The sequence below is a fragment of the Arthrobacter glacialis genome (assembly GCF_002909415.1).
GTDB classification, from domain to species: domain Bacteria; phylum Actinomycetota; class Actinomycetes; order Actinomycetales; family Micrococcaceae; genus Specibacter; species Specibacter glacialis.
Genome location: NZ_PPXB01000002.1, coordinates 153,549 through 168,510 on the forward strand (window position 1 = coordinate 153,549; position 14,962 = coordinate 168,510).

Here is a 14,962-nt window from a genome sequence, read left to right on the forward strand (position 1 = left end):
TTCAATCTTGTTGATCCCTGCAGTGGCTGCAGGAAACCTGAAGTAGTTTATCCACTAATTGGCGTTACTCACTATTTGGGGACTTTACGGCCCCTAACACTGCGGCATGCCCGAGGGGATCGACGCCACGTTCGTCGAGCGAACTGACAAATAGCTGTAGCTGCCATAGCCACCGGTGGTGATGTGGTACCACTGGTTGCCGCTCGTGGAACCTGTCCAGTACTTCCAGCAATTGACCTCAACTGGGGTATTTGCCGGCAGCCACTGGGACGTACACGTTTGTGTTGTGCCGGTGTCGGTGTAGTGGTCGCTTCCTGTGGTTGATTCCAAACAGCTCCTGTAGGGAGTTGCATGGACTGTCCAGCTTGTGGGCTTCGGAGGTGGCGGCGGCGTCTTGGCACCACTTTGGGGCCGCACCGTCTGGACGGGCCCAAACTGCCCAATGGAATTGACCGTACGCGCCTCGATAACAGCCTGGGTGCTGTAGCCCCCGGTGTTGAAGGAGTCACTGCCATTGCTTCCCTTGGCAGACCACCCGCCGCCGTTGATGCGGATCTGAACGTTCTTGGCATCCACTGCGCCACCGGGGAAACTCCAGCTGTAGGACACATTCTGGCTGTCCTGCGCCCCGTTGCTCCCGCTGAGGCCTGCAGTGCCCGGATTGCCATAGGGCGTTACCGCGTTCGACGCCGCAGACGCGCTCCCAGCGCTGGCGAAGGCCGAGGACTTGGCATAGACCGTGACGGAGGTACCGGCGCCGTTGCTGGCGGGAACCGTGCCGCCCGGTGACACCGGGATGTTCTTGCCGCCCGGTGTGACATTGGCAAAGTAGCTCATCTCCCCGGGGGTGGAACCGCCCAGGGCAGCACCACTCAGTGGCGTGAAGGTGACGCTCACACTATCGCCGGCGCCGCCCGTGTTGGCCGGGGCGATCGTGGGCTGGCCAAGCTGCCCGGGCTGGCTGACAGAACGCCGCGGCGCGGAGGCCGGGCTAAGATCCGAGGGCTCAACGTCCGTGGCCACCGCCACCTTGAAGGTGTAGCTGGCCGCCGCGTTGGGCAGCGAAACGGTCTGGCTGGTCGCCGTGCTGGTGATGGAGTCGGTCTGCTTCCCATCCAGATACGTGATGAGCGTGTAATTCTTCAGCTCACCGCCGTTGAGGTTGGGCTGGGTCCAGCTGACCCGCATTTGATTTTGGTTGCCCACCGTGTCCACCAAGGCAGTGGTGGGTGCGGCCGGAGTGAACGGCTTGCCCGCCGGTTTCACGGCCTTGGCTGCGTACTCGCTCCAGTCGGATGGCTTGGGCGCACTGTTCACGGCTTGCACCCGGAAGGTGTATTCGGTGCCGTTCACCAGCCCGGGCCAGGTGAGCTTGTTGCCCACGGCCGGGCGCTGCGGGTTCTGGCCGGCCGGAACCGGGGAGATCTGCACATTGTAGGACTTCACAGGCGAGTATTCGCCCACAGGTGTCACCCAGCTGACGTCCAGCTGCTTGTCTCCACGCACGACGACGGGAGCGGCAGGTTTGTCTGGCTGCGTGTCGGGTGTGGCGGATGCCGAGGCCTTGGAGAAGGCCGACTCCCCCACGGCGTTCTTGGCATTCACGGTGAAGGTGTACGGCTTGGCGTTGGCCAGGCCCGTGATGGAGCAGGTGTTGGTGGCGCATTCCTGGGTGACGCCGTCGCTCCTTTTAACCGTGTAGCCGGTCAGGGGCGAACCGTTGTCAACGGGGGTGCCCCATTTCAGCAACACAGTGTGGCTCTTGACTTCCTGAACCAGCGGCACGGCGGGAACGGCGGGCTTACCCTTCACGTTCAAGGTGACCCGTCCCACCACCCGCCGTGCGTCGTCGCCAGTCTTATCAGCAACCGTGTAGCTGATAACCACATTGCCGGTGAAGTCCTCCGGAGCCTCAACGGTGACCTTGTCCCCGTCCACAGCCACCTTGGTGCCCGCGGCGCCGGTCGTCATTTTCGATTCCACAATTTTCAGGGGGGTGTCCGGGAATGGGTTCACATCATTGGCCAGGACGGGCACCGTTTCCAGGCGGCCCGCGTGGGCGTCCGGGACGGAATCGTCATTGGCCACGGCCTTGGGCTTGGTCGAGGAGGTGACATTGACGGTGACAGCTGCCGTGGCGGGCGGGTTGCGGCCGTCCGTCACGGAAATTCCCAGGGTCGAGGTGGAGCCCAGTGCCGCTTCCTTCCCCGCGTCAACCGTGAGGATCCCGGCGTCGAGCTTAACCTTCAACCCGGCCGGATTGTCCCCGGCCAGGGAAAACGTCAGCGGATCCTTTTCGGGATCGCTGGCCAGCAAGTTCAGATTGGCTGTGCTGGATTCCAGCTGGGCCACCACCATGGAAGTGCCCTGAAGCTTCGGGGCCAGGTTCTTCGCCGGGGCGGGGGTCACCTCGGTCATGATGGTCAGCGTCGATTTCAACCCGTCCGGATCCTCCGGGCCGCTTCCGTCGGTGACCTCAAAGGTGATGGATCCGGGACCGTAGAAATCAATGGCGGATGCATAGCGCAGCCCTGCACCGTCCGGGGTGACCATGTCGGTGCCGGCGGCGCCGAGCATCTTAATCTTGTCCACCTGCGTGATCCGCGGTGTGCGGCCGTCGCGAACCTTCACATAGTCGCCCAGGGCGGCGACGGCGGTTTCCCCGGCGTTGACCTTGATGACCTCATTCTTGGTCAGCACGGGGTACTGGGCATCCAAGCCGGGCACCCAGACGATGGCCGTGGATTGCAGTTTGTCCTGGTCGGTGACCGTGTAGGGCACCATTTGCGGCACGGCCGTGAGGGCAATGCGCAGCGTTCCGTCGGCGTTCACGGAAACGTTCGGGTTGGGCAGCGTCAGGCTCACGCCAAGATTCTCCGCAACCCCATCCGGGTCCTCGTCGTTCTTGAGCACGGGCACGTTCACGGTGTTTTTGCCCAGCGCTTCCTGCACCGTTACTTCATCATCGCGGGCAATGGGCGCACGCAACGGCGCATCGGGGATGACGCTCATGCGGATGTTGGCGGTGGCCGTGGCACCGGCCTGATCACCGATCGTGTAGCCCATGGTGGCGATGCCCGCGGCAGCCGGGCTGGTCAGCAGCACGCGTCCCAGGTCGGTGACCGAGGGCTTCATTTCTTCGGGCCCGCTGAAGCCGTCCTTGACAACAAAGAGCTTGTCGCCATCGGGATCGCTGTCATTGAGCGCCACATCGAGTGCCACGGCGCGGCCCGGGCGCAGGGTGATGAAATCGTCGGCAGCCTTGGGCGGCCGGTTGTTGGAGTCCTCCGGCGCAATGCCCACCTCAACGGTGCCGATGGCCTCCGCGCCCTGACGGTCCTTGACCTTGTAGGTGAAGGTGTCAGTCCCGGCCGCGTTGCCCGCCGCCGTGTAAAGGATGAACCCATTGCCTGCCACGGCGGTACCTAGCGAGGGCGGAATGTCGATCCCGGCCAGGCGCACCGAATCGCCGTCCGGGTCGATGCCGTCCAGCGGGATTTGAATCTTGGTTTGGCCGCCGGCAATGACCCGGCCCTCAACGTTTTTCGGTGCCGGGGGCAGATTGCGTTCGGGGTCTTGGGCAATGATGTTGATGGTCACCGTGGCCGAGTCCGACTGGCCGGACTCGTTGGTGACCTTGTAAATGGCTGTCACGGAGCCGGGTGTGTCAGCAGCGAGGAGGCGCAGGGCGTTTTGGTCCACCCACAGCTTGCCTGTTTCTGCGGCCGGGGTTTCGACAATTTCCGGGTGCTTCAAGGTGTCACCATTGGGGTCAAAGTCGTTGGCCAGCACGGGGATGCGAACCACGTCGCCCACCCGGACATCGACCACGTCGGGGCGCGCCACCGGGGGCTGCAGGGTTGATGCGGAAGGAATGCGCACCACCGAAATGGCACCAACTGAGGTGCCCTGGCCGTTGGAGACCGAGTAGTGGATGGTCACAGGGAGTCCGGGATCGCGAACATCGGTCATCTTGACAACGTTGTGTTCGAGTACGGTGACTGAGACGCCGGCGTCCTCCGGCACGTCAACACCGCGAACCACCAGCACGCCGCCGGCCGGATCGGTGTCGTTGCCCAGCACATCCACCAGTGTGGTCCCGCCCACTGGCAGCAACGCCATGTCCTTAACCGCGACGGGTGCCAGCTCTGCTTGGGCCGGGACCACGTCAATGCGGATCAGCCCCGTGGCGCTTTGCGGGCCGTTGGTGACCTGGTACGTCAAATAGCTGGCGCCCAGGGTGTCGGAGCTGAAGGTGAAGGTGCCGTTGTCAGCAATGGCGGAAACGCTGCCGGTGGCGGGCTTGTCCACACTGGCCAGGCGCAGTTCCCCGCCCAGCGGATCCTGGTCATTCTTCAGGGGTGCCACAATAGCTTTTTGGCCCGCCACCACACGAACATAGTCGGCGTTGGCTACGGGAGGCACTCCCCCGGCCGGCTTCACGCTGATGTTGATTTTTTTCTCCACGATGGAACGTGTATCGGAGACCTCAATGATCACTGTGCGCAGACCGTTGGAGGAGCCGTCGTCGGTGTAGCTCAATTCGCCGTCCGGGGTGAACTTGACCTGCCCGGTTTCCTCTCCCGAGGTGGCGCCGACGAGGAAGATGCTGTCGCCGTCGGGGTCAATCATGTCAGCCAGGACGTTCTGGCTGATGGTCTGCCCCTGTGCCACCACCATGGTGGTGGGACGCATGGAGATGGGTTCGGTGTTCTCAGAGTCGGGCACCACGCGCACACTGACGGAGCCCTTGGCGGTGCCGCCGCGGCCGTCGTCGTTGGTGTAGCCGAAGGTTTCCGTTCCCGCGGGGGCACCCTCGGGCACCACCAGCTGCAGGCCTGTGCCGCCGTAGACGGTTTGCAGGGTGCCGGCCTTGATGGAGGCGGCGCTGTCCCGCACCGTCAGCACGTCGCCGTCGGGATCGGAATCGTTGTACAGCACAGGCAGCAGCGTGGTGCTGCCGGCACGAACCCCAAACTGGTCCGGATCGGCCAGGGGCGGCCGGTTGGGTTTGGTCCTGTCCGGCAGCGTGTTGACCACGTTGGGATCCGAGGAGTCCTTGTCAGCGTTCTCGGCGTTCTTTTGATCCACCGTCAGGTCATCCCAGTTGTTGACCAGCAGCATGTTCTGGTTGACCAGCCACACGTCCCCGCCGGCCATGTCATTGAGCACCACCACGTCACGGTTCTTCCTAAACACCAGATCCGAGGCCGCCGTGGCTTTGGGCACGCTGATGGGCTTGGAGTCACTGCCGGGGCAGTGGAAAAGGTAGGTGTTGGAGCCATTCCAGGCGGCGTGGACACAGCCGTCTTGCTGCACAGGGGCCACGGGACGGCCCAGGGATCCGGCATCAGTGCTGCTTGCCGAGCCACCATTGAGCGGCTGGAGCACCAGGGCGTTGCCCGTTTCCAGGGCCACAAAATCCGACTTATCACTGCGCTGCTGCAAGCTGGCACCCTTGGCATCGGGCACCGTGACGCGCTTGTTGCCGGGCAGGAACACCGTGCCGGTGTCAGGGTCAAGCACCACAGGCTTGTCCCCCACCACGCTCAGCACCAGCTTGCCCGAATCCGGCACGCCCTCCATGGCTTCCTCGGCGGCGTCCACCACCTTGCCGTCGGAGGAAATTTTCGCGTGGGTGAGCTGTGCCTTGCCCGGGTCGAGGACAAAGACGTCACTCACGCCGTCGTGCGTGGAAAGGGCGACGGCGGCCTTGGCGTTGGTGATTTTCGTCAGGATGGGCTTGGTGGTCTTCTCATCAAACGTTGCTGCCGCTGAGGTGGGCACAGCCCACACCTTGCCGGCTGCCGCATCGGTGATGACGGTGATGGCGCTGCCCAGCGACACTGCCTTGCCGGCGCCCAGGGCGGTGTCCTGGGTCAGGGTCATGGCCGGCACGTCCACCTGGTTCAGGAGGGTGCCGGAGTCGTTGTCCATGAAGACTGTTCCGGCGTCCTGGAGCACGTTGAAGCCCTGGGAGGTGGCCGTGAAGCCGCCGTCCAAAACCTTGGAGGGGACATTGAGGTGGCCCATCATGTTGATGCTGCGGTTGGTCACCCACACGCCGCCGTCGTTGAGGTCAACATCGGCGGTGCTGAATCCGGGATAGATCAAAGCCCCCGTGACCACTGCCGCCGTAACGGCGGCCGCGGCGGAGACGGAGAAGATGCGGGAATTCTTGCGGGCAAAAACGTTTAAAGCCATGACAAACCCTTAGCTCGGCCGATTTGTTGGAGTCAGCCGGATAAAACTGTGGAAACTGTGGACCAGGAAAAAGTCTATTGAGCCACTGTCAGTGTTGCCGACGGCAGCACTGACAGCAATGGGGAGTTGTGCCCGTGCCGGCACACTCCCCCTTGCTCCCGGCACCTGCTAACAGCGGATATTGCCTCCGGCGCTGTCACGCACATCAACGGTATCGCTACGCACCCAGCGGCCAGCAACAGGACCATTTGACATGACATACCAACTGCCGCGGCAACCTGTCACCTGCACCCAGCCGTCTGCGTAGTCCAGCCAGTTCCCACCTAGGTTGACGTTGCCTCCGGGCGACACATCCCCATCGCAGGTGGCTGGATTGTTCGTGAACACGCCACCGCCGTTGGGACCCATGGTGCACGAGTGCCAGGTGCCAGCCTCAACCCGCACTTCGGTCACGGGCGGGTCCGGGGCGGCACCGGCCCTGGATGTCACGGGTCCGGAGCCGGCGCCACAACCACCGGCGTTGCAGGCCCGCACGTTCAATGTTGCCGTGTCACCGTAGCCGCCGGTTCCCGTGGAGTAGCTCGTGGCCATGCCACGACTCTCCCAGCCGGCACCGTTGAGCCTGCTTTCAAAGTGGGTGATTCCGCTGCCGTTGTTGTTGGGCACATTCCAGCTCCAGCGCACAGTCTTGTCGCCCTGGCCGGCCGTGCTGCCATTCACGCCCACTTGGTTTGGCACTCCGTACGGTGTCATGGTCGCTGAGGCACCCGAGGACGGGCCCCTGTCATTGGTATTGGAAACTGGCCGCACGTATACGTTGGCAAAAACGGCTTGCCCGTTGGGCGCAGCGAGCGTAACCCCAGAGGACACACCGCAGCTGAGGCCCGCCGTGGACAAGGTGATGCAGTATTCGACTTCGGAGCTTGCGTACCCGTTGAGTTGTGACTCCGCCAGCGCCTGATACGTCACTTGGACCTGGCCACCGGCGCCGCCGGTTCCCACCAGCGTCATACCGGGTGCGGGCGGAACTGCGGAAATTTTACCGACCGCCCGTTGCGGTTCCGACATTCCACCAAAGGCAGTGGTACCCGCCTTGTTGGTGGCACGGACACGGTACTGGTAGCCCTGGGTGGAGGTGCCCACGGAGAATGTGGCACTTGTGCCCGTCACAGTTTGCGTGATGGCGCCTTGTCCGCCGCCTGAGCGTTCAACGTCATATTTGCTGATGGCGTCACCGTTTTCAAAGGATGCGCCCCAGCTGACGCTGACCTGACTGTTGCTGCCCACGGCGGGCTGCGTTTGAACTGTTGGCGTGGCGGGAACGCCCGGCAGTCCAGCAGGAATCACTGATGCCGAGTACGCGCCCCACTCGGAGGGTTTCGGTGCGTTGTTGACAGCCTGAACCCTGAATTGGTACTCAGTGCCATTTTCCAGTCCCGACCAAGGCAAGGTATTCCCCGTGACGCCCGTCTTTTGGCCGTTTTGACCCGCGGGAACCGGCGAGATTTCCACGTTGTATTTGGTCACGGCGGAGAACTTGCCCACAGGGGTAACCCAGCTGACGTCCACCTTCTTGTCACCGAAAACCGTGGACGGTGCAGCTGGCGCGTCGGGCATCCGGTCCGGTGTCGCCGTGACCGACTCCGGCGACGGCGCTGAGGTGCCGACGCCGTTGGTGGCCGTCACCTTGAACTTGTACGGCGTGGTGTTGTTCAGTCCGGTGATGGTGCAGGTGTTGGTTTGGCAGTCCTGCGCCCCACCCGCCCAGGCCACCGCGTATTTGGTGATGGGTGCCCCGTTGTCCGCCGGCGGGTCCCACGTCAGCAGGACGGCTTCATCTTTTTCTTCAACGATTTGCGGCTTGCTCGGAGCGTCGGGCTTGCCCTTGACGGTGATGCGTATGCGGCCGTTGACATACCTGTCCTGGGTCTTGGTCTTATCCGCGACGGTGTAGCGCACCACCACAGTTCCCTTGTAGTCGGGATCGGTGTTGACAGTGACGGAGTCGTCAACGTGGGTGACAATAATTCCGGCGCTCCCCGTCTCGACCGAGGTGTCCATCACTTTCAGTGGAGCGTCAGGGAACGGGTTCACATCGTTGGTCAGGACCTTGACGACCTCGGCACGGCCCGCATGGGCGTCCACCACAATGTCCTCATTGGCCACCGCCAAGGGTTCGGAAGAGGACGTTGCCGTCAGTATCACGTCGGCCGCAACAGGGTCGTTGCTGCCGTCGCTCACCTGCACCTTGAGGTTTCCTGTAGCACCCACAGGGGTGTCATCATTGGCGGAAACCGTCAAGACGGTGCCTTTGAAGTCGACGGCGAAGCCAGCCGGCGCACCACCCACCAGGGCGTACTTGAATTTGTCCTTGTCGCCCGGATCAATGTCGAAGGCCATGGGCCCCACGTCCAGGCTGGCCTTTTCCTGCTGCGGCACATCGAGCGTGGAACCGGTGAAGGTGGGAGGGGTGTTCTTCTTCTTTTCGGGTTCCTTTTTGTCAGTTTGGCTGGCCGGTGCCGGGTCAACCAGGGTCATGACTGTCAGGGTTGATTTCAGGCCCGCGGCATCATCGGGACCGGCGCCGTCGGTCACTTCAAAGGTGATGGAACCGGGGCCATAGAACTTAATGTCCGCCGCGTAGGTGATGCCTTCACCGTCGCCGATGATGACGTTCTCATTCGAGGCACCCAGCAGGGAGATTTTGGCTGCTTCGGTGAGGCGCGCCTTGCGGCCTTCGCGAACCTGCACGTAGTCGGCGAGCTTCATGGTGGCGGTTTGCCCGGCGGTGACGCGGATGACGTCATTCTTCTTCAGCACGGGGTATTGCTTGTCCAGCCCCGGCACCCAGATCACGGCCGTTGCCTTGAGCCCGTCCTGGTCGGTGACGGTGTAGGGGATCATTTGTTCCCCGGCTTCGAGCACCACGCGCACGGCACCGGCGGAGGTGACGGATGCAGTGGTGTTCGGCTTGCCGGGAGCGGACTCCACGGCCACCGCTAGTGCCTCGGTCACGCCGTCGGGGTCAGCATCGTTGTCCAGTACCGGCACGTCAACGGTGTTTTTGCCCAGCATCTGCTTGACAGTCACCCTGTCATCGCGCGCAAGCGGCGCCTTCAGCGGGGCGTCCGGGGTGACCGTCATGCGAATGTTGCCGGTCGCCGTGGCCCCGAATTTGTCCGCCACGGTGTACATCGTGGTGGCAATGCCCGGTTCCTGCGGCGCTGTCAGAACCACCTTGCCCTTGGGTGTGATGGAGGGCGCCATGGCCTCGGGGCCCTTGAAGCCGTCCTTGACAAGTCCCAGCTGGCCGCCGTCGGGATCTGAGTCATTGAGCACCACATCCAGTGCCACTTTGCGGCCCGGACGCATGGTGATGAAGTCATCCTCGGTGACCGGCGGGTGGTTCATGGTGAGCGGCGGGGCCACACCCACGTCAACGCGGGCCATGGCCTCGGCACCCAGCCTGTCCCGCACCCGGTAGGTGAAGGAGTCGGTGCCGGCGGAACTGCCCCCGGCTGTGTAGTAGATGTAGCCATTGCCCGTCTCAGCGGTGCCGAGCTTGGGGGCCGTGTCGATGCCCACCAATTCCACGGAATCGCCGTCGGGGTCAATCCCGTTCAGGGTGACGGGGATCTTCACAGTATCCCCCGCAATGACGCGGCCCGTAAGGTTTTTGGGAGCAGGTGGCAGGTTGTGTTCGGGATCGGCGGCCACAATGGTGATGTCCACCGTGGCCGAGTCAAACTGCCCGGAGCTGTTGGCCACCTTGTAGATGCCAGTGACCTTCTTGGGCGTCTGGCCGGCAATGTAGCGCAGCTGGTTTTGGTCGGCGAACAGCTTGCCCGCTTCCGGATCCCCCGTCTCCGTCACCTCGGGTGCCTTGAGCACTTCACCGTTGGGGTCGGTGTCATTGGCCAGCACGGGAATGCTCACAATGTCCCCCACCCGGACCACGGCAGAATCATCCTCGGCACGCGGAGGCAGCAGCTTGTCGGCTGCCGGAATCCTGATCACGGAGACCTCGCCCACGGCACTGCCCGCCCCGTTGGAGATGGTGTATTTGATGCTCAAGTTGTTGTTGAGGCCGCGCACATCGCTCAGCTTGATGACGTTGCGTTCAATGATGGTGGCGGCCACGGGCGCACCCGGGGGAACCTCCACCGATTGAATGACCAGCACGCCGCCTGCGGGGTCTTCGTCATTGCCCAGCACGTCCACCAGCACTGAGCCGCCGGCGGGCAGCATGGCCAGGTCCTTCACGGCTACGGGAAGGCCCTGTTGCTCGGCCGGAACCACGTCAACGCGGATCAGGCCGGTGGCGCTCATGGGGCCGTTGGTCACCTGGTAATCGAGGTACACGGGCCCGGCGGCACTGGGTGTGAAGGTCACGGTGCCGTTGTCGGCAATCTTGGAGACGGTGGCATTGGCCGGTTTGGACACACTGGCCAGGCGCAGCGTGCCGCCGGAGGGGTCCTGATCATTTTTGAGCGGCGAGAGCGCAATGGGCTGGCCCACCACGGCGCGGAAGAAGTCCGCGTTGGCCACAGGAGGCACCGTGCCGGGTGTCTTGACGTTGACCTTTACCTTCTTCTCCGTGCTGTCTATGCCGTCGGAAACGGTGATGGTCATGGACTTCAGGCCGTCTTTTTCGCCGTCGTCGGTGTACTTCAGTTCGCCGTCGGGGGTGGTCTTGATGACGGCGCTTTTGTCGTCGGAGACGGCACCGGTGAGGAAAATGTCATCCCCGTCGGGGTCAATCCAGTCGGTAAGAACGTTTTGGCTCATGGTTTGGCCAAGCTCCACCACCATGGTGGAATCACGCAAAACCTTGGGCGGGGTGTTTTCGCCAGCCGGCACAACGCGCACATTGACACTGGCACGGGAGGTACCGCCGCGGCCGTCATTGGAGATGTAGCCAAACTGGCCCGAACCCGTGCTCTCTTGGGGAACGTTGATCTGCAGCCCGGTCCCGCCATAAATGGATTGGACGGCGCCCATGGGAGGGTCGACGGCGGGAGCCTCCACCGTGAGCACGTCACCATCGGGGTCGGAGTCATTGAACAGCACCGGCAGGATGGTTGTTTTTCCTGCGCGCACACCAAATTCATCCGGCAGAGCTTCCGGCGGGCGGTTGGGTTTGGTCCGGTCCGGCAGTGTGCTGACCACGTTGGGGTCGGCTGAATCCTTGTCGGCGTTGTCAGCGTTCTTCAGGTCAGTTTTGAGGTCATCCCAGTTGTTCACCAGGAGCATGTTTTGGTTGACCAGCCAGACGTTTCCAGAGTTGATGTCGTTCAGGACCACCACGTCACGGTTCTTGCGGAAGACGAAAAGTGATGTGCCGCCAGCCTTGGGAATGTCAATAAGATCGCCCGCTCCCCCGCAGGACAGGGCGTACTTGTTGGCGCCGGACCAGGCTGCGTGGACGCACCCGTCCTGCACCACGGGTGCCACGGCTTTTCCGGTGCTTCCCAGTTGCAATACTTGGGCAGCAGAGCCGTCCAGCGGCTGGGTGAACAAGGCAGTGGAGGTTTCCAGCGCCACAAAGTTGCCTTGGTCCGTGGGCTGGGCCAGGCGTGCGCCGGCAGAGTCCGGGATGTCCACGGTTTTGCCGCCGGGCAGGAACAGCTTTCCGGATTCGGGCGAGAACGCAACAGCCTTGCCACCGGCCACGGTGACTTGGAGGTCCTTTGCCCCAGCCAGCCCCTCAACTTTGGCCCGCTCCTGGGAGGCGACCTTGCCGGCGTCGTCCAGCACCGTGGAAATCAGCTCACCGGACTCCGCGTCAACCGTGTAGATGGTGTCATCCGGGGCCGTCACGGAAACCGGGTTGCGCAGGCCCGTGAGGATGGGGACGGTGCTCTTGTCATTAAAACTGGGAACGTTCGAGTTGGCCACGGCCCACACTTTGCCGGTGCCGGCGTCGGTCAAGGCAACCATGCCGGTGCCCTGGGACACTGCCGTGCCGCCGCCAAGACTTGTCTCCGAGGCCATGGCCATCATGGGGATGTTCACGGGATTCAGGAGATTGCCGCCGTCGGCGCTCATGAAGACGTTGTCGGCGTTTTGGACCACATCAAAGCTCGTGGTGGTGGCCGTGAACCCGCCGTCAAGAACCTTGGACTGGTCATTGAGGTGGCCCACCAGGCCGTCAACACGGTTGGTGACCCAGACGCTGCCGTCATTGAGGTCAACATCGGCTGTGGTGAACCCCGGGTACACCACTGCCCCAGTCACCACTGCGGCCGAGAGCACAATCGCAGCCGACGCCGTGAAGACCTGCTTTTTGTTGCTTGATCTGGTGAAGAGATCGCTCAATGCCATGAATAGCCTTTATTCATCCGATTCCTAAGCCAGAATGCGGGTCCAAACTGACTCTGGGCCTACGCAAAGGGAGGCGCCCCTAGAATCCTATCGGATTGATCCAAATGATGGGCTAAACATGTCGGGCGAGGCAGAGAGCAGTAGGAAGCGGGCTGCGGGCGGGCCCAGTGGGCAGCGGGCAGTGGGCAGCGGCAGTGGGCAGCGGCAGTAGGCCGTGGGAAGCGGGCAGCGAAGAGTTAGGGGTGGGCGGCGCCTTCGCGCCGCACACGTGCCGGTCAGCTCGCTATTTGCCGGTCAGTTCGGCCGGCGTGCCTTCGTGCAGGCACAGGATGTTGCCATCGGGGTCCTTGAACCAGGCGGCTTTTTCGGCGCCGAGGACGCAGATGTGGTCAGTTGTTTTGAGCCCGGGCAGGTCGTAGTCCTCAAAGACCACGCCGCGGGTGCCCAGGTCGCCAATCGAGGCCTCAATGTCCGCAACCTCGAAGCTCATGACAGTGTGCACTGAGGGGGCCGCGGCAGGATCTTCCATGAGCGCCAGGGTGGCAGAGCCTTCCAGAGCAAAAATCAGGTTTCCATCGGCCGACTGCCCACGGAATTCCAAGCCGAGGGACTCGGCATAATAGTCTCGGGAACGGGCCCCATTGGCCACCGGCAGAACGGTTGTTGCGGGACTGGATGCAAGGGACATTGCAATCATCGCCTTTAGAGGAGGAATGGCACCCATTCTACGCCGGGGCCATCAGATCCGCACCGTTTTGGCGGCACACATCAACTCAAAAACAGACCCGCAACATTGCTCCCGGCACACGTCCGCTGCGCTAGTGTGTCAGGATGCGACGGCTTCGTCGATGAGATGGGGAGTCACCTTGGTGACCCACCCTCTCCGGGGCTACCCCGGGGGACGAAGACGTACCTCCAGCATGCGCCTTGGGCGCGCCGCTACGCTCCGCGAAGCGCGGCGCCCAAACAGACAGATTGGTCATCATCGAAGCCGTCGCAGCCATGATCCCCACCCTCTCCGCCGCCGTTCTGGCGCGCAATCCCCGGCCCACGCCCCAGGCGATTGCCACGGCGCTGGCCCATGCCTTCCTGGCAGCCGAGGACTGGTCCAAGCCCTCCCTTATCAGCGCAGCGGCCAGCGTTTTGGGCGCACGACGGCGTTGGCTGGGGCCGCTGGCCGAGCACATTCTGGGCCTCTACCACCGGCGCCCGGCAGACGCCCCACGTGAGGTGGTCGCCGTCGTGCTTCACAGCGAAGCGTTTGAAACGGCAGTTGAAAAGGCCGCCAAGGCGCGCAAGCCCATCATCGTGGCCCACTACGTGGTGCAACCTGCTGTGGCCCGCGAGGCCCGGGTGCCCCACCTCGACACGCTGGCCGGGCTGGCCGGGCTACTGGGCCTGAGCATCGGTGAACTTGAGTGGTTTGCCGATCCACGGCAGTGGAACCGCACGGCCACGAGCAAGCGGCTGCAGCACTACAGGTACCAGTGGCGCAGCCGTCCCGGGAAGGTGCCCAGGCTTTTAGAAATTCCGCAGCCGCGGCTGCGCGCGCTCCAACGTACGGTGCTGCACGAGCTGCTTGCACCCATCCCGCTGCACAACGCCGCGCACGGTTTCGTGCCCGGACGCAGCGCCGTGAGTGGTGCCCGGGCGCATACCGGCGCCGAGGTGGTGGTGAACCTGGATTTGGCTGCCTTCTTTACCCATGTCACCCCGGGCAAGGTGTTTGGCGTGCTGCGCCAAGCCGGATTCACGGAGGCGGTGGCACACCGGCTGACGGGGCTGTGCACGCATGCGGTGCCAGTTGGCGTCCTCGCCGAGATGCCACCCGGCGGCGACCCCACGGACCGCTTTGCGCTGCGCAAGGCCCTGGCCTTGCCGCACCTGCCGCAGGGCGCGCCCACCTCGCCCATGCTGGCCAACTTGGCGCTGCGCCGGCTGGATTCGAGACTGTCGGGATGGGCTGGCGCGTTCGACGCCTGCTACACCCGCTACGCCGACGACCTCGCCTTCAGCGGGGGTTCTGAACTGGCCCGGCGCGCCGATGCGTTTGTCCGCGGGGCTGCCCGGATTGTGGCCGATGAGGGCCACTCGCTGAACCGTTTGAAGACCCGGGTGCACAGGGCCGGGGTGCGGCAGAGCGTGACAGGGGTGGTGGTCAACCAGCACACCAACGTCACCCGGGGTGACTACGATGCCTTGAAAGCCGTGCTGCACAACTGTGTATCTCTTGGGCCCGAGGGCCAGAACCGCGACGGCCAGGCGAATTTCCGGGCACACCTGATGGGGCGCGTGGCTTGGGTTTCAAGCGTCAATCCCGGCCGAGGGGCCACGTTGCGTGCCCTATTTGAGCGGATTGTTTGGTAGCCCGGCCGTCTGGGCGGTTTTCAGTCATACACAGTACGGGTAAGTGGCATAGTTTATCCACACACTC

General features: G+C 63.4%; 4 protein-coding genes. 1 reads left to right on the forward strand and 3 read right to left on the reverse strand.

Annotation, left to right across the window (positions count from 1 at the left end; all coding sequences use genetic code 11):
* Positions 1 to 93 precede the first annotated feature (93 nt).
* From CVS28_RS02750 to CVS28_RS02760, 3 genes are all read right to left on the reverse strand, one after another.
* Entirely contained in the window at positions 94 to 6,204 is a 6,111-nt protein-coding gene (locus tag CVS28_RS02750) for an Ig-like domain-containing protein (protein WP_103480548.1), read from the reverse strand.
* A gap of 168 nt (positions 6,205 to 6,372) precedes the next feature.
* Positions 6,373 to 12,528 carry an Ig-like domain-containing protein gene (locus CVS28_RS02755; RefSeq protein ID WP_103480549.1) on the reverse strand — a complete coding sequence of 2,052 codons (6,156 nt, stop codon included), beginning with the start codon at positions 12,526 to 12,528 and terminating at the stop codon, positions 6,373 to 6,375.
* A 283-nt stretch (positions 12,529 to 12,811) separates the two neighbouring features.
* Positions 12,812 to 13,216: a VOC family protein gene (locus tag CVS28_RS02760; RefSeq protein ID WP_103480550.1), complete on the reverse strand. Its 405-nt coding sequence runs from the start codon at positions 13,214 to 13,216 to the stop codon at positions 12,812 to 12,814.
* A 239-nt stretch (positions 13,217 to 13,455) separates the two neighbouring features.
* On the opposite strand from CVS28_RS02760, the gene CVS28_RS02765 reads away from it, so the two are divergent.
* Complete coding sequence (locus CVS28_RS02765; protein ID WP_103480551.1) at positions 13,456 to 14,895, forward strand: reverse transcriptase family protein; 1,440 nt, start codon at positions 13,456 to 13,458, stop codon at positions 14,893 to 14,895.
* Positions 14,896 to 14,962 lie beyond the last annotated feature (67 nt).